Annotated in this window: 19 protein-coding genes and 1 tRNA gene; 13 read left to right on the top strand and 7 right to left on the bottom strand. The window is 69.4% G+C overall.

The window, feature by feature from the left end; translation table 11 throughout:
- Window positions 1-41 precede the first annotated feature (41 nt).
- The 6 genes from ABZX79_RS16560 (at window position 42) to ABZX79_RS16535 (ending at window position 6781) form a co-directional block, all read left to right on the top strand.
- A complete protein-coding gene (locus ABZX79_RS16560; protein WP_355257166.1) occupies window positions 42-521 on the top strand; it encodes a septum formation initiator family protein in 480 nt (159 codons plus the stop codon).
- Between the two features lie 51 nt (window positions 522-572).
- On the top strand, window positions 573-1106 hold the full coding sequence (locus ABZX79_RS16555; protein ID WP_215134220.1) for a DUF501 domain-containing protein: 534 nt from the start codon (window positions 573-575) through the stop codon (window positions 1104-1106).
- 29 nt (window positions 1107-1135) lie between these two features.
- The gene (locus ABZX79_RS16550) at window positions 1136-2077 is read left to right on the top strand and encodes a Ppx/GppA phosphatase family protein (protein ID WP_355257163.1); all 942 of its coding nucleotides are present in this window, start codon (window positions 1136-1138) and stop codon (window positions 2075-2077) included.
- A gap of 369 nt (window positions 2078-2446) precedes the next feature.
- Window positions 2447-3844, top strand: coding sequence for an NAD(P)/FAD-dependent oxidoreductase (locus ABZX79_RS16545; protein ID WP_215134224.1), 1398 nt, complete (start codon window positions 2447-2449; stop codon window positions 3842-3844).
- A gap of 224 nt (window positions 3845-4068) precedes the next feature.
- Window positions 4069-5388, top strand: a complete 1320-nt coding sequence (locus ABZX79_RS16540) for a cyclopropane-fatty-acyl-phospholipid synthase family protein (protein ID WP_355257160.1) — start codon at window positions 4069-4071, stop codon at window positions 5386-5388.
- Window positions 5389-5596: 208 nt separating this feature from the next.
- Window positions 5597-6781: a phospholipase D-like domain-containing protein gene (locus ABZX79_RS16535; RefSeq protein ID WP_355257157.1), complete on the top strand. Its 1185-nt coding sequence runs from the start codon at window positions 5597-5599 to the stop codon at window positions 6779-6781.
- 74 nt (window positions 6782-6855) lie between these two features.
- On the opposite strand, the gene ABZX79_RS16530 is transcribed toward ABZX79_RS16535, so the two are convergent.
- Together ABZX79_RS16530 and ABZX79_RS16525 are read right to left on the bottom strand one after the other, a co-directional pair.
- Entirely contained in the window at window positions 6856-9393 is a 2538-nt protein-coding gene (locus ABZX79_RS16530; RefSeq protein ID WP_355257154.1) for an FtsX-like permease family protein, read from the bottom strand.
- A 61-nt stretch (window positions 9394-9454) separates the two neighbouring features.
- Window positions 9455-10231 (bottom strand): ABC transporter ATP-binding protein, encoded by a 777-nt coding sequence (locus ABZX79_RS16525; RefSeq protein ID WP_214971722.1) that lies wholly within the window; start codon window positions 10229-10231, stop codon window positions 9455-9457.
- A 411-nt stretch (window positions 10232-10642) separates the two neighbouring features.
- Here ABZX79_RS16525 and ABZX79_RS16520 point away from each other — a divergent pair.
- The 5 genes from ABZX79_RS16520 (at window position 10643) to ABZX79_RS16500 (ending at window position 15935) form a co-directional block, all read left to right on the top strand.
- Window positions 10643-10727 (top strand) — tRNA-Leu (locus tag ABZX79_RS16520).
- A 219-nt stretch (window positions 10728-10946) separates the two neighbouring features.
- The gene (locus tag ABZX79_RS16515; RefSeq protein WP_355257149.1) at window positions 10947-12137 is read left to right on the top strand and encodes a cytochrome P450; all 1191 of its coding nucleotides are present in this window, start codon (window positions 10947-10949) and stop codon (window positions 12135-12137) included.
- A gap of 67 nt (window positions 12138-12204) precedes the next feature.
- Entirely contained in the window at window positions 12205-13887 is a 1683-nt protein-coding gene (locus ABZX79_RS16510) for an NAD(P)/FAD-dependent oxidoreductase (RefSeq protein ID WP_355257670.1), read from the top strand.
- Window positions 13884-14942, top strand: coding sequence for an NADP-dependent oxidoreductase (locus ABZX79_RS16505; RefSeq protein ID WP_355257146.1), 1059 nt, complete (start codon window positions 13884-13886; stop codon window positions 14940-14942). Before ABZX79_RS16510 ends, ABZX79_RS16505 begins: the two co-directional genes overlap by 4 nt.
- 120 nt (window positions 14943-15062) lie before the next feature.
- The gene (locus ABZX79_RS16500) at window positions 15063-15935 is read left to right on the top strand and encodes a Bax inhibitor-1/YccA family protein (RefSeq protein ID WP_355257143.1); all 873 of its coding nucleotides are present in this window, start codon (window positions 15063-15065) and stop codon (window positions 15933-15935) included.
- 88 nt (window positions 15936-16023) lie between these two features.
- On the opposite strand, the gene ABZX79_RS16495 is transcribed toward ABZX79_RS16500, so the two are convergent.
- Window positions 16024-16254 carry a DUF4287 domain-containing protein gene (locus ABZX79_RS16495; protein WP_138899329.1) on the bottom strand — a complete coding sequence of 77 codons (231 nt, stop codon included), beginning with the start codon at window positions 16252-16254 and terminating at the stop codon, window positions 16024-16026.
- Window positions 16255-16354: 100 nt separating this feature from the next.
- Between ABZX79_RS16495 and ABZX79_RS16490 the strand changes: the two genes are divergently transcribed.
- Complete coding sequence (locus ABZX79_RS16490) at window positions 16355-16729, top strand: hypothetical protein (protein ID WP_355257139.1); 375 nt, start codon at window positions 16355-16357, stop codon at window positions 16727-16729.
- 43 nt (window positions 16730-16772) lie between these two features.
- Here ABZX79_RS16490 and ABZX79_RS16485 read toward each other — a convergent pair whose 3' ends face one another.
- From ABZX79_RS16485 to ABZX79_RS16475, 3 genes are all read right to left on the bottom strand, one after another.
- Window positions 16773-17687, bottom strand: a complete 915-nt coding sequence (locus ABZX79_RS16485) for a hypothetical protein (RefSeq protein ID WP_355257667.1) — start codon at window positions 17685-17687, stop codon at window positions 16773-16775.
- Between the two features lie 240 nt (window positions 17688-17927).
- Window positions 17928-19148, bottom strand: coding sequence for an acetyl-CoA C-acetyltransferase (locus ABZX79_RS16480; protein ID WP_355257136.1), 1221 nt, complete (start codon window positions 19146-19148; stop codon window positions 17928-17930).
- A gap of 248 nt (window positions 19149-19396) precedes the next feature.
- A complete protein-coding gene (locus ABZX79_RS16475) occupies window positions 19397-20395 on the bottom strand; it encodes an SGNH/GDSL hydrolase family protein (protein WP_355257664.1) in 999 nt (332 codons plus the stop codon).
- Window positions 20396-20568: 173 nt separating this feature from the next.
- Here ABZX79_RS16475 and ABZX79_RS16470 point away from each other — a divergent pair, with 173 nt between their 5' ends.
- Entirely contained in the window at window positions 20569-21963 is a 1395-nt protein-coding gene (locus ABZX79_RS16470) for a cystathionine beta-synthase (RefSeq protein WP_355257134.1), read from the top strand.
- A gap of 315 nt (window positions 21964-22278) precedes the next feature.
- Here ABZX79_RS16470 and ABZX79_RS16465 read toward each other — a convergent pair whose 3' ends face one another.
- Window positions 22279-22695, bottom strand: a complete 417-nt coding sequence (locus tag ABZX79_RS16465; protein WP_355257131.1) for a hypothetical protein — start codon at window positions 22693-22695, stop codon at window positions 22279-22281.
- Between the last annotated feature and the right edge of the window lie 244 nt (window positions 22696-22939).

The raw sequence follows: 22939 nt of genomic DNA, 5'->3' as shown, positions 1-22939 counted from the left end.
TCCGGGGACGTACGTGCGTAACGGCAGGGGAGGCGGGATACATGGCCGGGAAGGACCGGGACCGGTTCTCCACTGCGACCAGGATTCGGCTGCTCGGCGAGCAGACCGCCGCCCGTGTCTACCGCTCGCAGACCCGCCGTCAGGCCCGCCGCTCCCGGCTCACCGGCCGGGCGGCGCTCCTCGTCCTGGTGCTGTGCTCGCTGGTCGTGGCCCTCGCCTACCCGATGCGGCAGTACGTGTCGCAGCGCGGCGAGATCGCCGACCAGCAGCAGCGGATGCGGGAGGCCGGCCAACGCGTCGAGGAGCTCCGCGACGAGAAGGCCCGGCTCAAGGACGACGCGTACATCGAGCGCCTCGCCCGCGAGCACCTTCACCTCGTACGGCCGGGAGAGACGGGCTTCACCGTCTACGATCCCGAGGCCCGCGACAGGCGCCGCGACGACCAGGGCGGCGCCGACCGGCCCTGGTACAGCAACCTCTGGGACGGCGTCGACAAGGCCGACCGTACGGGCAACCAGTAAGTACCGTTCACCAGTCACCGTCACCACCAACACGAAGGCACGAACGCACGCATGGACGCCGCACCCCCGACCACCCCGCGCACCGAGCCCACCGAGGCGGACATCGCCGCGTTCAAGCTGCAGCTGGGCCGCCCGCCGCGCGGACTGCGCGCCATCGCGCACCGCTGCCCGTGCGGACAGCCGGACGTGGTCGAGACGGCCCCGCGTCTGGAGGACGGCACGCCGTTCCCGACGCTGTACTACCTCACCTGCCCGCGCGCGTCCGGTGCGATCGGCACGCTCGAAGGCTCGGGCCTGATGAAGGAGATGCAGGACCGGCTCGCCGAGGACCCGGAGCTGGCCGCGGCCTATCGCGCGGCCCACGAGGACTACATCCGGCGCCGCGACGCGATCGAGGTGCTTCAGGGCTTCCCGAGCGCGGGCGGCATGCCGGACCGTGTGAAGTGCCTGCACGTGCTGGTCGGCCACTCGCTCGCGGCCGGGCCCGGCGTGAACCCCTTCGGGGACGAGGCGCTCGCGCTGCTGCCGGAGTGGTGGGCGAAGGGGCCGTGCGTGACGCCGTGCGAGGCCCCGGCGGCAGACTGAACCCCACGACCACCACACCAGGAGCACGCATGACTCGCGTCGCCGCCATCGACTGCGGTACCAATTCCATCCGGCTGCTCGTCGCCGACGCCGAGCCTGAGACCGGCGAGCTCGTCGAGATCGACCGCCGCATGCAGATCGTCCGGCTCGGCCAGGACGTCGACCGCACCGGCCGCCTCGCCCCCGAGGCGCTGGAACGTACCTTCGCCGCCTGCCGCGAGTACGCCGAGGTCATCAAGGCGCACGGCGCCGAGAAGCTCAGGTTCGTCGCCACCTCCGCCTCCCGCGACGCCGAGAACCGCGAAGACTTCGTACGCGGCGTCCTCGACATCCTGGGCGTCGAGCCCGAGGTGATCACCGGTGACCAGGAGGCCGAGTTCTCCTTCACCGGCGCGACGAAGGAGCTGGCGGGCCGTGAGGACCTGACGGGGCCGTACCTCGTCGTGGACATCGGGGGCGGCTCCACCGAGTTCGTCGTCGGCGACGGCCACGTGCGGGCCGCCCGCTCCGTCGACATCGGCTGCGTACGGATGACCGAGCGCCACCTGACGCGCGACGGCGTCGTCACCGACCCGCCCACCCCCGGCCAGATCACCGCGATCCGCGCCGACATCCGCGCCGCCCTCGACCTCGCCGAGGAGACGGTGCCGCTCCGCGAGGCGCACACCCTCGTCGGGCTCGCGGGTTCGGTGACGACCGTGGGCGCGATCGCGCTGGGCCTCCAGGCGTACGACTCGCAGGCGATCCACCACTCCCGCATCCCGTACGAGCGGGTCAAGGAGATCACCGGCGAGCTGCTCGCCGCGACCCACGACGAGCGGGCCGCGATCCCCGTCATGCACCCGGGCCGGGTCGACGTCATCGGGGCCGGGGCGCTCGTACTGCTGGAGATCATGGAGCGGACCGGGGCCCGGGAAGTCGTGGTCAGCGAGCACGACATCCTCGACGGAATCGGTTGGTCCATCGCCTGACAGGCGCCTGCGCGACGCCTCGGCGAAGAACTTCGTGAAGTTCTTCACAAGGAATTGGGGCCTCTTGGCCTACGAATCTGGGTCCAGAGCCCCTTTGGAGCCTCAACTAGGCGGTGCCGATCGCATTTCGGACCGCTCCGGGAGCGTTACGCCGGTGTGAACCGGGCCCGGCGCCGACCGGTGGTACACCCCCCGAAATCCCCCGTGCGTCCAGCTCACGGGGGGTTTCCAACGTCCGCCCGTACACCGTGGTTCCCCCGCCGCGCCATGACCTGTGTCACGTGGGCGGCGGAGTGTAGCAGAGGTGTCCAAGGAGCTTGTGAAGGGGCTCACGAGCCACCCCCCTCCAAGGGGTGGATACTCGATGGCATGAGCACCACGGAGCGTCCCAGGATCCTCGTAGTAGGCGGTGGGTACGTAGGCCTGTACGCAGCACGACGCATCCTCAAGAAGATGCGTTATGCGGAAGCGACCGTCACGGTCGTCGACCCGCGCTCGTACATGACGTACCAGCCCTTCCTCCCCGAAGCTGCCGCCGGCAGCATCTCGCCGAGGCACGTCGTCGTACCCCTGCGACGCGTCCTGCCCAAGGCCGAGGTGCTCACCGGTCGGGTCACGACCATCGATCAGGACCGCAAGGTCGCCACCATCGCGCCGCTCGTCGGCGAGGCTTACGAGCTGCCCTTCGACTACCTCGTCGTCGCGCTCGGCGCCGTCTCCCGCACCTTCCCGATCCCCGGCCTCGCCGAGCAGGGCATCGGCATGAAGGGCGTGGAGGAGGCCATCGGCCTCCGCAACCACGTCCTGGAGCAGCTCGACAAGGCGGACTCCACGACCGACGAGAACGTCCGCCGCAAGGCGCTGACCTTCGTCTTCGTGGGTGGCGGCTTCGCCGGCGCCGAGACCATCGGCGAGGTGGAGGACATGGCCCGCGACGCGGCCAAGTACTACACCAGCGTCAAGCGCGAAGACATGCGCTTCCTGCTCGTCGACGTGGCCGACAAGATCCTCCCCGAGGTCGGGCCCGAGCTCGGCAAGTGGGGCAAGGAGCACCTCGAGGGCCGTGGCATCGAGGTCTACCTCAAGACCGGCATGGACTCCTGCGTGGACGGCCACGTGGTGCTGAACAACGGCCTCGAGGTCGACTCCAACACCATCGTGTGGACCGCCGGCGTCAAGCCGAACCCGGCCCTCGCCCGCTACGGCCTGCCGCTCGGCCCGCGCGGTCACGTGGACACCCAGACGACGCTCCAGGTGCAGGGCTCGGACTACATCTGGGCCGCGGGCGACAACGCCCAGGTCCCGGACGTCGCCGCCCGCAAGGCCGGCGTCGAGAACGCCTGGTGCCCGCCGAACGCCCAGCACGCGCTGCGTCAGGCCAAGGTCCTCGGCGACAACGTGGTCTCCGGCATGCGGGGCTTCCCGCAGAAGGAGTACAGCCACGCCAACAAGGGTGCGGTCGCCGGTCTCGGCCTGCACAAGGGCGTCGCGATGATCGTCATGGGCAAGATGAAGATCAAGCTCAAGGGCCGTCTCGCCTGGTACATGCACCGTGGCTACCACGGTCTGGCCGTGCCCACCTGGAACCGCAAGATCCGTGTCGTCGCCGACTGGACCCTCGCCATGTTCCTCAAGCGCGAGGTCGTCTCGCTCGGCGCCATGGAGACTCCGCGCGAGGAGTTCTACGAGGCCGCCAAGCCGGCCCCGGCCCCGGCCGCCGCCAAGGCGGGCGCGCCCGCAGGCAGCGAGAAGGCCAAGGCGTCCTGACGCTCCAGCGTCAGCAGTACGCAGAGCAGTAGCCGCAGCCCGAAGGGGCCGCCCGCCATCCGTGGTGCGGGCGGCCCCTTCGGCGTATCCGCACCCTGATGCATGTGCACGCCATGCACTTTGCTGATCCATTGCCCGCCATTGGGATGTTGCGGGACACCCGTCGGTGTTATCTCTGGTGAACGCTCAGTAATCCGGGCAACACTGTCACGGAGGTGTGCACCATGGCCGACGCCGCCCTGCGGCTGACCACGCTTGCCGAGGAACTCCTCGGGACTCCACTACCTGTCCGTATCCGCGCCTGGGACGGAAGCGAATCCGGCCCGGCCGACGCCCCGGTCCTCGTCGTCCGAAGCCGCCGCGCCCTGCGCCGCCTGCTGTGGAAGCCCGGCGAACTGGGCCTGGCCCGTGCGTGGGTGGCCGGTGAGATCGACATCGAGGGCGACCTGTACGAGGCCCTCGACCGCATCGCCGGACTGCTCTGGGACCGCGGCGCCGAGACCAAGAGCGCCATCCACCCGGTGCGCGACCCCCGCCTGCGCGCCGCCGCCCGCGGCCTGCTCGCCCTCGCGGGCCCCTGGCCGCCGCCGCGCCCGCCCGCCGAAGAGGTCAGACGCCGCACGGGGCCGCTGCACACCAAGCGCCGAGACAAGGAAAGCATCAGCCACCACTACGACGTGGGCAACGACTTCTACGGGCTGGTGCTCGGCCCGTCGATGGTCTACTCGTGCGCGTACTTCGACGATTCCGCCGGGTCCGTTGGGGGGGTGACCCTCGAAGAGGCCCAGCACGCCAAGCTCGACCTCATCAGCCGCAAGCTGGCGCTCAAGGAAGGGACGCGACTGCTGGACGTGGGCTGCGGCTGGGGCTCGATGGCGATGCACGCGGCGCGCGAGTACGGCGCCCACGTCACCGGCATCACGCTCTCCACCGCGCAGGCGGCCTACGCCCGCAAGCGCATCGCCGACGAGGGGCTGACCGACCGCATCGAGATCCGGGTGCAGGACTACCGGGACGTCAGGGACGGTCCGTACGACGCCATCTCGTCGATCGGGATGGCCGAGCATGTCGGCTCGGTCCAGTACCGGGCGTACGCCGACGACCTGTTCGCCCTGCTCAAGCCCGGCGGGCGGCTGCTCAACCACCAGATCGCGCGGCGCCCGGAGCCGAACGAAGAGGAGTATCGCATCGACGAGTTCATTGACGCGTACGTCTTCCCGGACGGCGAACTCGCGCCGCTCGGCCGGACCGTGGGGACGCTGGAGGAGGCGGGCTTCGAGGTCCGTGACGTCGAGTCGATCCGTGAGCACTACGCCCTGACGCTGCGCCAGTGGGTCGCCAACCTGGAGGCCAACTGGTCCCAGGCGGTACGGGCGACCTCCCGGGGGCGGGCCCGCGTCTGGCAGCTCTACATGGCGGCCTCCGCGCTCTCCTTCGAGCGCAACAGGATCGGCGTCAACCAGGTTCTCGCCGTACGGCCGGGGGAGAACGGCGCGTCGGGTATGCCACTGCGTGCCCGCACCTGGAATCCGCCGCTCCGATAACGGCCTGATTATGACTTTCTAACCCCTTTGGTGGCTGGATACGTTCAGCACTTCGGGCGCGGCGAGCGAGGCGGGAGCACAGGAATCTGACCAGCCTGTGCCCCGCCTTTTTCGCGCGCCTACAGTGTCATGAATGCATCACGAAGCAAGGGGAACCCACTTGTTCCGCCTCAGAAGGACGTGGCTGCCTGTCCTGGCAGCCACTCTCATGACCACGGCCCTACTGAATGCCCCGGCAGCCTCCTCCGCGCAACCGGAGAGCCGGCCGGCGGCCGTGGCGGCCGTCGCGACGAGCGCCACCTTCAACAACCCCGCTGGAACCACGGCCGAACAGAGCAAGGTCCGTGACCACATCGTAGGCCTGATCAACCAGGCCGCGGCGGCCACCACGATCACGGTGTCGATGTACACCTTCACCGAGGACACCGTCGCCGACGCCCTGGTCGCCGCCAAGCAGCGCGGCGTTTCGGTCAAGGTGATCCTCGACCACACCTCCGCCACCATGACCGGCGGCGAGTACAACACCCTTGCCACCGGGCTCGGTACCGACCGTACGCAGTCGTCGTGGGTGCTGGCCTGTCCGGCAGGGCGCGGCTGCATCGGCACGCGGATGCTGCCCGGCGACGCGGACGGCCCGATCAACCACAACAAGTTCTTCCTCTTCTCCTCGGTGGGAGGGTCGGCGAACGTGGTGGTGCAGGCCTCGGCCAACATGACCAACACCCAGCGCACCGACCTCTTCAACAACGCGGTGACGATCGTCGACGCCGGGCTTTACGGCATCTACCAGGCGTACTTCACCGATCTGCTGAAGTACGGGGCGTCGGCGAGCGGACTGAGCCACTACTACAAGACCCCGTCGAGCGGCGCGTACAAGACCTACTTCTTCCCGCGCCGGGAAGCCTCGGGCGCCGAGTACAACAACGACGCCTCGACCGACACCATCAACCTGATTCTCGACAACGTCAGCTGCACGGGCGGCACCCAGGTCCGGATGGCGGCGAACCTCTTCACGCGCGACGAGGTCGCCAAGAAGCTCGTGTCGCTGAAGACTGCGGGCTGTTCGGTGCTTCTGGCACACGACGGGGCGCCGGGCTCGATGAGCGCGTCCGTCGAGTCGGCCGTCTACGGCAAACTCACCGAGCGCGTGCAGTGCCACGAGGACCGGGGGGCCGACCTGCCCAAAGTGGGCCTGCACTCCAAGTACCTGCTGATCGACGGCACGTACGCCGGTGCGGCGGACCAGCAGCTCGTCTTCACCGGCAGCCACAACTACACGTACCCCGCGCTGCGGGCCAACGACGAGACACTGCTGAAGATCGACAACGCGACGCTCTTCGGCCAGTACAGGACGAACCACGCCCAGCTGATGAGCTACTGCAAGGGCTCCTGACCCACGGCGAAGGGCCGGCCCCCGGTGGACCGGCCCTTCGTCAGGCATACGCAGGCATCGGTGCGTACCGCCGACTACTCGGCCTTGATCGCGTCGAGCATGTTCAGCTTCGCCGCGCTGCGCGCCGGCCACATCGCCGCGAGTACGCCGACCACCGCGGCCAGCAGCAGGAAGATGCCGATCCGGTCCCACGGCACGACCAGGGCGTAACCCGGGACCGAGTCCCTGACCGTCTGGCCGATGGCCCAGCCCAGGAACGTACCGAGGCCGACACCGATCACCGCGCCGAACACCGAGATGACCACGGCCTCCAGCCGGATCATGGTCTTGACCTTGCGGCGGTCGAGGCCGATCGCCCGCAGCATGCCGATCTCCTGCTGACGCTCGAAGACGGACATCGCCAGGGTGTTGATGACACCGAGCACCGCGATCAGCAGGGCCATGCCCAGCAGCCCGTACATGATGTTCAGCATCGTGTTGATCATGCCGCCGAACTGGTTGCGGATGTCCTGCTGGTCCATCACGCTGATCGCCGGGTTCTGCCCCAGCGCGTCCACGAGCGCCTTCTCGTTCGCCGCGCTCGCGCCGCCGTCCGTCTTCACCCAGATCTCGCGGATGTACGGCTTGGCCTCGTGCTTGGCCACGGTCTTCTGGTCGATCAGGACCGGCGAGAGGAATTCATTGCCCTTGTACGTCGCACCGACCGTCAGCTTCGACTTCTTGCCGTCCGCGAACTTCACGGGCACGCTGTCGCCGACCTTCAGGCCCCCGCTCTTCGCGGTCTTGTCGTCGACCGCGATGGCGCCCTTGGCCAGCGAGTCCAGCGAGCCGGAGACCGGCGTGATGTTGATGACCCGCTCGATGTCGCCCGGCGTGACCCCGGAAGCCGCGGCCCACTCGCCCTTCAGCTCGAAGTTCGCGGCCGTCTGCGGAGAGACCGCTGATACGCCGGGCACCTTCTCCAGCGCGCTGAGCGCCGAGCTGTCCAGCGAACCGCTGTTCGCCATCGTGAACATGTAGTCGGCCTTGATGTTGTCCGTGGTCATCTTGTCCACGGCACGGCCCATGGTGACGCCGAGCACGGACAGCCCGGTGACCAGGGTGAGGCCGATCGCCAGCGCGGAGGCGGTGGCTCCGGTACGCCGCGGGTTGCGCACCGCGTTCTGGCCCGCCAGCGTGCCGGACACCCCGAAGAGCTTGCTGATCAGCGGACGTACGAGCGCGATCACCGGCCGCGACAGCAGCGGGATCAGCACGATGATGCCGATCAGCGCGAAGAAGGCACCGGCCCCGATGAGCATCCGGCCGTCCTTGCCGACCGCGGCGCCGCCGAGGATGCCGGCCGCGCCCAGCAGCGTGATGAAGCCGCCGATGGAGTTCCGTACGACCAGGGACTTGGTGGTGGCGACCGCGTGCACGCTGCTCATCGCCGCCACCGGCGGGATCTTGGCGGCCCGGCGGGCGGGCAGCCAGGCGGCGAGCATCGTGACCAGCACACCGACCGCGAAGGCGGCGGCTACGGCGGTGGGCGAGACGATCAGCGGACCGGCCGGCACCTTCGCGCCGAAGGCGGACATCGCGGAGCGCAGCCCGGTCGCGAGCCCCAGACCGAGGGCGAAACCGACCACCGACGCGATCGCGCCGACGACCATCGCTTCGAGCAGCACCGAGCGCTTGACCTGACGGCGGGAGGCGCCGACGGCGCGCATCAGGGCGAGCTCCTTGGTGCGCTGGGCGACCAGCATGGTGAAGGTGTTGGAGATCAGGAAGATGCCGACGAAGAGCGCGATCGCGGCGAAGGCGAGCAGCACCTGGTTGAGCGCGCTCAGGCCCTCCTCGATCATCTCGGCCTGGTCGTCGGCGAGCTCCTTGCCGGTCTGGGCCTCGGCGCCCTCGGGCAGCAGCGGCTTCACGGCGTCGAGCAGCTGCTGCTCGGACGTGCCGGAGGCGGCGGTGATGGTGACGTCCTTGAAGTGACCGGGCGTCAGGTAAAGCTTCTGGGCGACGGGGGTCTGGAAGAGCACCAGCGAGCCGCCGGCGTTGACCTGGCCGTCCTCGGTGGTGAAGACACCGGAGAGGGTGTACTCCTTCACCGGCCCGTTGGTCGCGACCCGCACGGTGTCACCGGTCTTGTACTTGCCCTTGTCGGCCGTGGCCTTGTCGAGGGCGATCTCGCCGGCCTTCGCCGGGCCGGAGCCGTCGGTGAAGTCGTACGCGGGATCCTTGGGATTCTTGCCGCCCTTGCCCGGCTCGAAGTTGGCGCCGGTGTTGGACCAGCCGTTGCCGATGAGCTTGCCGTCGGGGTCGGCGACACCGGCGAAGCCGGAGACGCGCCCGGTGGCGGCGGCGACACCGTCCAGGCCCTGGATCTTCTCCAGGGTCCGGGCGTCTATGCCCAGCTCCTTCTTGCTGTTCTCGGAGTCCGGGTACGTCGTGACCGCTACGGCGACGTCTTTGTAGCTCTTCGCCGACTGGTTGCCGAAGGCGTTGGAGAGGGTGTCGGTGAAGACCAGGGTGCCGGACACGAAGGCCACGCCGAGCATTACGGCGAGCACGGTCATCAGCAGCCTGGCCTTGTGCGCGAGCACATTGCGCAGGGCGGTACGGAACATTTCTGTCAGTCCTGGGGTGGGGGTCGGCCGGAGGGGAACGAACGGGGCGGTCAGCCGGAGATCAGCTGGTGCGGCCCCTGGCGTCGAACTCCTTCATCCGGTCGAGGACGCCGTCCGCGGTGGGGTTCAGCATCTCGTCGACGATCCGGCCGTCGGCCAGGAAGATCACGCGGTCCGCGTACGACGCGGCTGCCGGGTCGTGCGTGACCATGACGACGGTCTGGCCGAGCTCGCGCACGGAGTTGCGCAGGAAGCCGAGGACCTCGGCGCCCGAGCGGGAGTCCAGGTTTCCGGTCGGCTCGTCGCCGAACATGATCTCCGGCCGGCTCGCCAGGGCGCGGGCCACGGCGACGCGCTGCTGCTGGCCGCCGGAGAGCTGGGCGGGCCGGTGGCTCAGCCGGTCGGCCAGGCCGACCATGCCGATGACCGTGTCCAGCCACTCCTTGTCGGGCTTGCGGCCCGCGATGTCCATCGGCAGGGTGATGTTCTCGGCGGCGGTGAGCGTCGGCAGCAGGTTGAACGCCTGGAAGATGAAGCCGATCTTGTCCCGGCGCAGCTGCGTGAGCTGCTTGTCCTTGAGGGTGCCCAGCTCGGTCTCGCCGATCCGTACGGAGCCGGAGCTGAACGAGTCGAGACCCGCGACGCAGTGCATCAGCGTCGACTTGCCGGAACCCGACGGGCCCATGATCGCGGTGAACTCACCCTGGCGGAAGTCCACGGTGACCCGGTCCAGAGCGACCACCTGCGTCTCGCCCTGCCCGTAAACCTTTGAGAGCTCCGTGGCGCGTGCGGCCACCGCGGTGGCGCGGTGGGCGGTGGCGGTGGGGGTGGTGGTCACGAGAGGGCACTCCTGTCGGGGACGTTTAAAGGGACTCCTTCATGGTCCCGTCCGATCGGCGCCCGCGGATCAGCCCTCGTGCCCGTTCCCGGGGCCGTCTTGAGTCGCATCGCCGGGCATGCCCGTCCTCCTTTGGTATGACGCCGTCCCTGAGGCCGCCCCCGAGTCGGGGCAGGCGCGCCCAGGGCCCGGCAAGGACCGCAGACAGTGGCGCGGGCAGTCGAGTTTCCGCCTTTCCCGTACGCGGTCCTTTACGCCTGTCCACCCCTCCCGGCATGTGCCGACAGCGCATTCGCGCACTGACACACCCTCAGGCGTCAATAAAATAAGACAACATCAGCCCGGCATTCCGCTGTACGGGGGAAGCGTCCGGATAGGCTCTGACCCGCGAATTGTGGAGCCGCGCACCTTGCCCGGATGGTGGAATGCAGACACGGCGAGCTTAAACCTCGCTGCCCCTCGGGGCGTGCCGGTTCAAGTCCGGCTCCGGGCACCACGCACGGCCGAGGGGCCGCCCGACCAGTGACCGGCGCCAGGGCGGCTGCCGCGAGCCGATCGCGCCCCGGTGACGCACCCCCGGCGGAGCGCGCCCCCCACGTGAGCGCCTGCGCCGATGACATGGCGACTACGCACTGCATACTCTCGATAACGCTGGGTGACCGTACGGGAACCGTCCGTCGTACGGTCGCGGCCTACGGCGAGAGGTGTGCCCATCGTGGTGACGCAGCAGCAGCCGATTCCCTACCCCTTCCCCCCGTCCAGACTCGAGGTCCATCCGCGATACGGAGAGTTGCGCGACCTCCCGCTCGCCCGTGTCCGGCTGCCCTACGGAGAGGGCGCCTGGCTCGTCACCCGGCACGCCGACGTGAAGACAGTCCTCGCCGACCCGCGCTTCAGCCTGGCCGCCGCTGTGGGGCGGGACCAGCCACGGCTGCGGTCGATGACCCGCGACGGCGGCGGGCTGTTCTCCAAGGAGCCGCCCGAGCACACCCGGCTGCGCTCCCTGGTGGCCAAGGAGTTCGGCGCCCGCCGCGTCGAAGGGCTGCGGATTCGCGCCAGGGAAGTCGCCGACGGGCTGCTGGACGCCATGGAGGCGAAGGGAGCCCCCGCCGACCTGGTCGACGACTTCGCGATCCCGCTGCCGACCACCATCATCTGCGAACTGCTCGGCGTGCCCGGCGCCGACCACCGGCGGCTCTGGGGCTGGGCGCAGTCCGTCCTCTCCAACACCTCCTCCGAGCAGGAACTGATGACCCGCGGCAAGGAGCTCTTCGGCTACCTCGCGGGCGTGCTGGAACTGCGCCGCCGCGAGCCGGGCGACGACGTACTGAGCGGACTGGTCCAGGCCTGCGACGAGGACGAACAGATCACCGAGACGGAACTGCTCGCCCTCACCTCCGACCTGCTCATCGCCGGCTTCGTGAGCACCACGAACCAGATCGGAAATTTCTTCTACCAGCTGCTGGCCGACCCCGCCGACCTCGTACGCCTGCGGGACAACCCCGAGGCGATCCCCAAGGCGGTCGAGGAGCTGATGCGGTACGTGCCGCTGCTGGTCGGCTTCACCCTTCCCCGGTACGCCACCGAGGACGTCGAGCTGGGCGGAGTCCTGATCCGGTCCGGTGACGCGGTGCTGGTCGCGACGGCGGCGGCCAACCGGGACCCGGAGATCTTCCCGGACCCGGAGCGGCTCGTCCTCGACCGCCCCGTCAACCCCCATGTCGGATTCGGGCACGGCGTGCACTACTGCATCGGCGCGCACTTGGCGCGGCTCGAACTGCAAGTGGCCCTGGAACGCGTACTGCACCGGATGCCGGGCCTTCGGTTCGCCGTCCCCGAGGACGAACTGAGCTGGAAGACCGACGCGATGATCATCGGCCTGAACGCACTGCCCGTCAGCTGGTGAACGGCAAGGCAACTCACGAGCCCGAGGAGGCCCCACGATGGCGCGGTTGAAGCAGACCAGAGAGACGATGATCATCATCGGTGGCGGCCTCGGCGGCCTGTCCACCGGCTGTTACGCGCAAATGAACGGCTACCGCTCGCAGGTCCTGGAAATGCACGAGATCCCCGGCGGCTCCTGCACGGGCTGGGGCCGTGGGGACTTCACCTTCGACTGGTGCATCAGCTGGCTGCTCGGCAACGGACCCGGCAACCAGATGTACCAGATCTGGCTCGAACTGGGCGCCCTCCAGGGCAAGGAGATGCGCCACTTCGACGCGTTCAACATCGTGCGCGGCCGCGACGGCCGAGCCGTCCACTTCTACTCCGACCCGGACCGCCTCGAAGCCCACTTACTGGCCATCTCACCGGCCGACGCCCGCCCGATCCGCAACTTCTGCGACGGCGTACGGAAATTCCAGAGAGCCCTGGCCGTCTACCCGTTCCTCAAGCCGGTCGGCCTGATGGGGACGGTCGAGCGCTGGCGGATGCTGGCCGGGTTCCTCCCGTACTTCAACACCATCCGCAAGTCCATCACGGAGCTGATGTCGGACTACTCGGCGCGGTTCAAGGAACCGCTGCTGCGCGAGGCCTTCAACTTCATCCTGTACGAGAACCACTCGGCGTTCCCGGTGCTGCCGTTCTACTTCCAGCTGGCCGCCCACGCCAACCAGTCGGCCGGAGTGCCGGAAGGCGGCTCGCTCGGCCTGGCGAAGTCCGTCGCGCAGCGTTACGAGCGGCTCGGTGGTGAAGTGAAGTACAACGCCAAGGTCCAGGAGGTGCTGGTCGAGAACGACCGGGCGGTGGGTGTCCGGCTGAGCGACGGCCGGGAGTTCTACGCCGACATCGTCGTCTCGGCCGCCGACGGCCACACCACGGCGATGAAGCTCCTCAAGGGCCAGTACCTGAACGACACCTACCGGGACCTCTACACGAGAGTCATCGACGAGCCGGGCATGCTGTCCCCCGGCTACGTCAGCCTCTTCCTCGGCCTGCGCCGTCCCTTCCCGGACGCGGACCCCTGTACGACGTACCTGCTCACCGACGCGGAAGCGGCCCGGCTGCCCGGGATGCGTACGCCGAGCATCAACGTCCAGTTCCGCAGCAGGCACTATCCGGAGCTGTCGCCCGACGGAACGGCCGTAGTCTTCGCGACGTATTTCTCCACCATCGACTCCTGGCGGCCACTGCGCGACGGCCCCGAGCAGGCCAGCAGGCAGCGCCGCGGACAGGAGCTGCACACCCTCCCGGTGCGGCATGGCCGGGAGTACAGCGTGGCCAAGCGCCGCGTGCGCGAAGGCATCGTGGGCTTCCTGGACGAGCGCTACCCGGGGCTCAAGCACGCCGTGAAGGTGGCCGACGTATCAACGCCGCTCACTCAGGTCCGCTACACCGGCACCTACGACGGGGCGTTCCCGGGCTGGCAGCCGTTCGTCGAGGGCAGCGAGACGCTGGAGGAGGAGATCAAGAAGAACGGGCCGGTGCTGCCCGGCCTGGAGAACTTCTACCTCTCCGGCGTCTGGGCCACCATCGGCGGCCTGATCAGGGCGGCCGCGGCGGGCAGGCACGTCATGCAGTTCATCTGCCGCGACGACGGCCGTGAATTCACGGCGAGCATCGACGACAGCGCACCACCGCCCACGCACCGGACCGTGCCCGTATCCACCGGCACCACATCCACCGACAGGCCGACCACGACAGGGGTTCTCGCATGAAGATCGAGAAGTGGGTGGTGCGCGAGCACGTCGACGGGGTGCCGGACGTCGACCGGATGTACGAGAAGGTGGTCGACCAGGTCGATGTCGCCGCCCTCAAGGACGACGAGATGCTGTTCAAGACGCGGTACGTCTCGGTCGACCCCTACTTGCACGGGCTCGCCCTGGAGACGCCGATCGGCGCGCACATGACGGCGGACTCCGTCATGGAGGTGGTCGCGGCGGGACCCGACGCGGCGTACGGAGTCGGCGAGGTGGTGCAGGGCTACGGCGGCTGGCGCAGCCACCTGGTCGGCGACGGCGGACCGGTGGTGTGGCGGGACGGCCTCCTGCCGATGGTGTTTCCCGCCTTCCGCAGGCTGGACCTGGCCCACTACGACGAGGCGCTGCCGCTCTCCTCGGTGCTCGGCGTCATGGGCGTGGCCGGCCTGACGGCCTGGGGCACGATGACCAAGTTCCTGACCGTGCGCCCCGGCGACACGGTCGTGATCAGCGGCGCGTCGGGCTCCGTCGGCACCCTGGCCGGCCAGCTGGCCAAGCACGCCGGCGCACGGGTTGTCGGCACCACCGGCTCGCCCGAGAAGGCGGAGTTCCTGACCGGCCTCGGCTTCGACGCCGTGGTGCTCTACCGGCAGGGCGACGAGGCGGACGCGGTACGGGAGGCGCTGGCGCAGGCCGCGCCGGACGGCGTCGACAAGTACTTCGACAACATGGGCGGCACCGTGACCGACGCGGTGTTCACGATGCTCAACGTCGGCAGCCAGGTGGCGGTCTGCTGGCAGTGGGCGACCCAGGTGGGCAGGGAGACCGTCGGGCCGCGCCTGCTGCCGCACATCATGTTTCCCCGTACGACCATCCGGGGGATCTTCGCGCAGGAGTGGTACGACGAGGAGCATCTGGCGGCACTGCGCACGGAGGTCGGGGGCCTGATCAGGCGCGGCGACATCGCCCACCACCAGACGCTGCACCAGGGATTCGACTCGATCCCGGGCGCCTACCGCAGCCTCTATGTCAACCGGGCCGCAAACCGGGGCAAGGTGCTGGTGGCGCTGTAGCCCCCGAGCCCCAGTGATCCCGAACCGTCACCAAAGATCCTCCCCTGGCACTAGGGTCTTCCTTTTGCTTTCCCATTACTCTTGACCCAAGGCCACGCAGGGTGGCCATGGAGGAGTGAGATGAGGAGCAGCAACCCGGTCTTCTCGCGACGGGGCTTCAGCCGCGACAACGGCACCGCGGGCTTCACCGCGGCACCGCAGGCCGGGGGCCCCGCCGTCGGTACGGCGCAGGGCAACCCGTACGCCCAGGGCGCCCCCGCGAACCCGTACGCCACCAACCCTTACGCCCAGCAGGACACGCAGTACGGCGCCCCGCAGGCGCCCGTACGCGGCGATGTCATGACGATGGACGACGTCGTCGCGCGGACGGGCATCACGCTCGGCCTCGTGATCGCCGGCGCCACCGTCGCCTGGGTCATGAACATCGGCCTCGGCCTGGCCATCGGCGCCGCTCTCGTGGCGATGGTGCTCGCGCTGGTCCAGTCCTTCAAGCGGACGCCCGTCCCCGCGCTGATCCTGGCGTACGCGGGCTTCGAAGGCATCTTCCTCGGCGCGCTCAGCAACTTCGTGAACACGATGGTGTCGCCGGGTGCGCCGATGCAGGCGGTGCTGGGCACGATGGCGGTCTTCGTCACCATGCTCTTCCTGTACAAGACCCGGATCATCCGGGTCACGCAGCGCTTCACGCGCTACCTGATGATCGCCGCGATCAGCTTCATGGTGCTGACCGCCGTGAACCTGCTGTTCATGGTGTTCGCGGGCGGTGACGGCCTCGGCTTCCGCAGCGGCTGGATGGGCGTCGTCTTCGGTGTCGTCGGTGTGCTGCTCGGCGCGTTCTTCCTCGCCATGGACTTCAAGCAGGTCGAGGACGGCGTCGCGTACGGCGCTCCGCGCGAGGAGTCCTGGCTGGCGGCCTTCGGCCTCACCCTGACCCTGGTGTGGATCTACCTGGAGATGCTGCGACTGGTCTCCATCCTCAGCGGCGACGACTAGAACGACAGTCGCCCCTGGGCACATGCGGAAGGGCCCGCCCGGCGTATGCCGGGCGGGCCCTTCCGCATGTCTACCCGTATGTCTACGTCTAGAGCAATCGCCGGGCGGCGCGCCTCAGGTCGTACTCGTGGATGATCGCTTTCGCATGGCCGTAGGCGAGATTGTGTTCACTCCGGAGCCAGCTGACCTTCTCCTCGAAGCGGAAGAGGGCTGGGCCGTCGTCTACGGCGCGGAGCCAGTCGGAGACTTCACGACCGGTGCAGTGAGGGATTCGGGAGAGCAGGTTCTGATGGGTCTCTTCGGAGAAAACTTGGGACATTCGGCGCCTCCGGACGCATTGCGCGAGTGCTCCTTCATGTCACCGTGCCTGAGTGTTCGCCCGTTGGCAACAGTCCCGGGAGGGCGCGTAGGGTCGCGGCGTGCTTGATACAACGCCCCTGACGGCCGCCGTGGACCGATTCGCCGACCGGCTGCGCGCCGCCCCGCAGAGCCGCCTGCAACGCGGCGCGGCCGCCGAAGGACTCGCCCTGGCCAGGGAATTGTCCGTACGGGCACAGCGGATCGAGGAGCCGGAGGCGCAACCGCGGATCATGCCGGACGCGGGCGCGTTCGCGGTGGCCGACCAGCTCGCGGTGGCCGGCCACGATCTGGCGGGGGCGCTGGAAATGGTCGCGGCGCCGGAAATGGCGGGGGCGAGGCAACGGGGAACGGCCCCGTCCGTCGAGGCCGTGGAGGCCGAGCTGGACGAGGCCGTGAAGCTGGTGAAGGCGGCGGCGGCGCGGGCCGGGGTCTGAGCGCGGGCTGGATCGACGCCCGGGGCTGGATCGACGCCCGGGGCTAGATCGACGCGATGACGCGGTCGGCGAGGATGTAGACGCTTTCCTCGCCGCAGGAGAAGGTCAGGGCGTACGCCCCGGAGATGCCGGAGCCGCCGAGCAGGACCGGGGACTCGCCGACGCGCAGTGACTCGGCCAGGCGTTCGGCGGTCTCGCGGTGGCCGGGGGTCATGCAGAGCGTCGTACCGTCCATGAAGACGTACACGTCGAGGGTGCCGAGCGGTCCCGGGCGTACGTCGGTGAGGGCGGTGCGGGCGGCCGCGAGCTCCTGGAGGCGCGTCACGGTGCGCTCGTGGTCGGCCACGACCGGGGTCTGAACCGGGACGAAGTCGGGGTGCGAGGGGTGGCGGCGGCGGGCGGCGGCCAGCTCGGGGGAGTCCTCGGGGAACGCGTCGGCCTGATCGAGGTCGTCGACGCCGTCGAGCCCATCGAAACCGTCCAGTCCGTCCAGCCCGTCCAGTCCGTCCAGCCCATGGAGAGCGTTGATGCTGTCGGCGCCGTCGGCGCGGTCAAGTGCCTCGAGCGCCTCGTACGCGTCGAACGACTCCAGGCCCGTGAAGTCCGCCTGGCGCGGGATGAAGAACGGGGGCGACTCGTCGCCGAGACCGGGCAGGCCGCCCAGCAGCGACGGGGCGTCGGCGGCGTCGCGGGCCTCCTGCGCGGCCCAGAACGCACGCGCCTCGGCCAGCTCGCGCTCACGCTCCTCGGCGAGGGCTTCGGCTACCGCGGCCCGTATCCCGTCCGCTTCGGCGGCACGGGTCTGCTGGGGGACGGCGGCCCCGGAACGGCTGACGGCTGCGGCCGTCAGCTCGGTGCGCAGAGCGGCGACCTGCTTGCGCAGTCCGTGGACTGCGTGCAGGGCAGCGGCGCCCACGGCCGTGGCGGCGGCCGTGGTAAGCAGCAGGGCAAGAGGCATGGCGCTCACTGACTTACTCCCGGTTTCATCGATCCCCCGACTTCCTACATCAGCTTGAGGTGAGTGCGCGCCATCTGTCAGTGCATTACGTCACGAATTGGACAGTTCTTTCCGCCGCTCGTTCGCCCCGTAACCGCCGTTGACCTGGGGATATGCCTCTCCCCCAGGAGATAGATCACATCCTGGGGGAGATTGGGTTACGAACCGGGTGCGGTCGGCGTGCTCAGGTGCAGCTCAGGTTCAGCTGAGGCGCTCGATGACCATGGCCATGCCCTGGCCGCCACCCACGCACATCGTCTCCAGGCCGAACTGCTTGTCGTGGAACTGGAGGCTGTTGATCAGCGTGCCGGTGATGCGGGCGCCGGTCATACCGAAGGGGTGGCCGACGGCGATGGCGCCACCGTTGACGTTGAGCTTGTCCAGGTCCAGGCCGAGGTCCTGGTAGGACGGGATGACCTGGGCGGCGAAGGCCTCGTTGATCTCGGCGAGGTCGATGTCGCCGATGCTCAGCCCGGCGCGCTTCAGCGCCTGCTTGCTGGCCTCCACCGGGCCGTAACCCATGATCTCGGGCGAGAGCCCGGAGACACCGGTCGAAACGATGCGCGCCAGCGGCGTCAGCCCCAGCTCACGGGCCTTGGTGTCGCTCATGATGACGAGGGCCGCGGCGCCGTCGTTGAGCGGGCAGCAGTTGGCGGCGGTGACGCGGCCGTCGGGGCGGAAGACGGGCTTGAGGCCCTGGACGCCTTCGAGGGTGACGCCGGCGCGGGGGCCGTCGTCCGCGCTCACCACGGTCCCGTCGGGGGTGGTGACCGGGGTGATCTCGCGCTCCCAGAAGCCGTTCTTGATGGCCTGCTCGGCGAGGTTCTGCGACCGTACGCCGAACTCGTCCATCTCGGCGCGGGAGATGCCCTTGAGGCGGGCGAGGTTCTCGGCGGTCTGGCCCATCGCGATGTACGCGTCGGGGACGAGGCCGTCCTCGCGCGGGTCGTGCCACTCGGCGCCCTCGGTCTGCGCGACGGCGGCGGTACGGGCCTCCGCGTCGGCGAAGAGGGGGTTGTGGGTGTCGGGAATGCCGTCGGAGCTGCCCTTCACGGAGCGGGACACCATCTCGACACCGGCAGAGATGAAGACGTCACCCTCGCCGGCCTTGATGGCGTGCAGCGCCATGCGGGAGGTCTGGAGGGAGGAGGAACAGTAGCGGGTGACGGTGCAGCCCGGGAGGTGGTCCATCCCCATCTGTACGGCGACGATGCGGCCGAGGTTGTGTCCCTGCTCGCCGCCGGGGAGGCCGCAGCCGAGCATGAGGTCGTCGATGTCACGGGGGTCGAGCTCGGGCACCTTGGCGAGGGCGGCCTGAATGATGGTGGCGGTCAGGTCGTCGGGCCGCAGGTCCTTCAGCGAGCCCTTGAAGGCGCGGCCGATGGGCGAACGGGCGGTGGAAACGATCACGGCTTCGGGCATGACGGCTCCATGAGGGCGAGAAGGCGGTACGCAGGGCTAGCTGGGAAGTTACCCGCACGTATGCCCGGGGTCACCGACCTGGTGATGTGATGCGGGCCTCTTTTCTAAGCGCCCGCTCAGTCGGTGGTCTTTCCTTCCCTTCTACCCACCCCTCCCCACCGGCACAACCAGCCCCTCCGGCGTTTGAGGAGCGGGGTCTGGGGCGGAGCCCCGGTTCACCCGCCCCCGCACCCCTCACAGCGCACCCCTCACAGCGCCCGGCGCGGCTCCCGCTGGGCGGCCGGTTCCGCCGGGGTCGGGAGGCGGCGGCGACGGCGGTGCTTCAGGAGGGCCCAGGGCGCCCGGGCGCCCGTCACCTCCGTACCGGCGGCCGACGCGGCCTCCGCCGCCGCCTTGGCGACCGGCAGCATGTCCTCGTCGCGCGAGGCGTCCAGCCGGTCCGACTCCGGCCACAGGCCCAGCGCCGCGCAAACCGTCGGCAGTACGGCCATCGCCGCAGTCGCGTACCCCTCCGCCGAGGGGTGGTAATTGTCCGGCCCGAACAGCTCACGGGGGTTGGCCAGGAACTCGGGCCCCAGCAGATCGCCCAGCGACACCGTCCGCCCGCCCTGCTCCACCGTCCCGATCGTCTGCGCCGCCGCGAGCTGCCGCGAGACGCGCCGCGCCAGCCACCGCAGCGGCTGGTAGACCGGCTCGATCGTGCCGAGGTCGGGGCACGTGCCGACGACCACCTCCGCACCCGCCGTACGGAGGCGGCGTACCGCCGAGGCGAGGTAACGGACCGACTGCGTGGCCGGCATCCGGTGCGTCACGTCATTCGCGCCAACCATGATCACGCAGACGTCGGGCAGCCGCTCACGGTCCGCCAGCAGCGCCGTGACCTGGCGCTCCAGGTCGTCCGACTGCGCCCCGGGCTGCGCCACATTGCGGAGTACGACCGGACGTTCCGCCACCGCCGCGAGACCGGACGCGAGCAGCGCGCCAGGCGTGTGCCCGGCCCGGCGTACGCCCTGTCCGGCCGCCGTCGAGTCGCCGAGCATGGCGAGCCGCAGCGGGGCGTCCATGGGATACCCGGCCAGCGGCATCCCGTACAGCCCGTCCGCCAGTGGTGGTACCGGCGCCCGGCCGCCGCCCACCGACCGTTTGGCCAGCTGGACCTCGGCAAGGAAAATCCCCACCGCCGCCGCGCCGACCAGACCGATCCCGCCCCCGCCGTACGCCGCGCCAGCGGCGATCCGCCGTGCCACCCTTGCTCTCGACACAGTCGCAGCCACCTCCTCCAGGCCTCGAGCCACCCGCTCACTCCGCTCAAGTGCTTACTGCCCGGTAGTGGCCTCTCTTCAATCGCGCCCGAACGTGAACACGCCGTCGTCGGCGCTCTACGCTGGGCAGCACCATTACGGAGACCCCGGAGCGCATCGTGCAATTTCACGACTCGATGATCACCCTCGTCGGCAACACCCCGCTTGTGAGGCTGGGCAGCGTGACGGCCGGCATCCAGGCAACAGTCCTGGCCAAGGTCGAGTACTTCAACCCCGGCGGATCCGTGAAGGACCGGATCGCCCTGCGCATGATCGAAGCGGCGGAGGAAAGCGGCGCCCTCAAGCCCGGCGGCACGATCGTCGAGCCGACGTCCGGCAACACCGGTGTCGGTCTCGCCATCGTGGCGCAGCAGAAGGGCTACAAGTGCATCTTCGTCTGCCCGGACAAGGTGTCCACGGACAAGATCAATGTGCTGCGCGCGTACGGCGCCGAGGTCGTCGTATGCCCCACGGCAGTCGACCCCGAGCACCCCGACTCGTACTACAACGTCTCCGACCGTCTGGTCACCGAGACGCCGGGCGCCTGGAAGCCCGACCAGTACAGCAACCCGAACAACCCGCGCTCGCACTACGAGACCACCGGTCCCGAACTGTGGACGCAGACGGACGGGAAGATCACGCACTTCGTGGCGGGCGTCGGCACCGGCGGCACGATCACGGGTACGGGGCGCTACCTGAAGGAAGTCAGCGACGGCAAGGTCAAGGTCATCGGTGCGGACCCGGAGGGCTCGGTGTATTCGGGTGGCTCGGGGCGGCCGTACCTCGTCGAGGGCGTCGGCGAGGACTTCTGGCCGTCGGCGTACGACGCGACCGTGACGGATGAGATCGTCGCAGTCTCGGACAAGGACTCCTTCCAGATGACGCGGCGCCTCGCCAAGGAGGAGGGCCTGCTGGTCGGAGGCTCCTGCGGCATGGCGGTCGTCGGCGCGCTGCGCGTGGCGGAGCGCCTCGGCCCGGATGACGTGGTCGTCGTACTGCTGCCGGACAGCGGCCGCGGCTACCTCAGCAAGATCTTCAACGACGAGTGGATGGCGGACTACGGCTTCCTGGAGGAGTCGGGGCCGCACGCGAGCGTCGGGGACGTCCTGCGGTACAAGGAGGGCGACATGCCGAACCTGGTGCACATGCACCCGGAGGAGACGGTGGGCCAGGCGATCGACGTACTGCGCGAGTACGGCGTCTCGCAGATGCCGATCGTGAAGCCGGGCGCGGGTCACCCGGACGTCATGGCCGCGGAGGTCATCGGCTCGGTCGTCGAACGCGAGCTGCTGGACGCCCTGTTCGCGCAGCGGGCGCAGCTGGGCGACAGGCTGGAGAAGCACATGAGCGCGCCGCTGCCGCAGGTCGGTTCGGGGGAGCCGGTGGAGGACCTGATGGCTGTGCTGGGCAGCAAGGGGCAGCACGACGCGGCGATTGTGCTGGTCGAGGGGAAGCCGACGGGTGTGGTGAGCCGGCAGGACCTGCTGGCATTCCTGGCGAAGCCGCAGGCGTAGTGGTGGCTTAGCGGTGCCGTAGTCGTGCCGCAGTCGTGCCGTAGTCGTGGCGTGGTGCTGGCTTAGCCGCGGCTTCGCAAAAGTGGTACGAGGGCGACACGTTCGCGCAGCACCGGCTTAACACGGCTGGGGCACATTGGTTGTTGTCGGCGTCAAGGACAACCGGAGCGGCTCCCGGACCTCCACGGACGCCTGGACGCGAGGCCCTGAACCCGGCCCGCGCCCCTCGCGGGGACCGCCGTCGTCCCGCCCCCTGGGTGACCGGGGGTGCGGCGGTCCCCGCGACATTTTGGGTTAGTTTTGGGTCAGTTTGGGTCAGTCCTCCCAGTCGGATTTCTGACGGTTCCTCCGCTGCCAGGGCAGGCCACGCGCGGCGTGGACGGCGTTGACGCCGACGATGCCGAGCCAGGCGACGACCAGGCCTTCGATGCCCGCGTTGGCGACGCCGATCGCCGACAGCGGGATGGCGAGGACGAGTGACACCGCGCCGAACCCGAACCGCTCGCCGAAGCTCGACGTGCCCTGCGGCGACTTGGTGCCGCCTCGGGCGACAACCACCTGCTGCTCGGCCAGCTGGCGCCGGACGCGGCGGTCGACCGTATCGTCGAGGCGCTGCTCGACCTTCTCCAGGAACGACTCGACGAGCGCGGACTCGTAGTCGCCCCCCAGCTCCTTGCGCGCCTGCAAGGTAGCGTCGAGTTCCTTCTTCAGCTCAGGGTCGCGGGCTTCCATGGTGTCAACGCTACGGAGGGGGGAAGGCCTGTGGCAGTGGTGCTAACCCCCCTATCTCCCGGAGGAAAGCCGCCGACCGGCCGTAGCCGGGTTGACGCGACGCAAGGCTTGCTTCTGGGGGTTTCGGGCCGTCCCGAGCGCTCGAGTGTCGGTGGGCCGTGGCGGCGCGTCAAGGGCGCTCCCTACGGTCGCGTCGCTGCGCGATGTGCCTTCGGCCCACCCTTGACCCGCCGCCCCGGCCCAC

The sequence above is a fragment of the Streptomyces sp. NPDC002994 genome, from assembly GCF_040611155.1.
Lineage (GTDB): Bacteria > Actinomycetota > Actinomycetes > Streptomycetales > Streptomycetaceae > Streptomyces.
The sequence above is the reverse complement of the archived record's forward strand: the minus strand, read 5'-3'. Positions and strand labels throughout refer to the sequence as shown.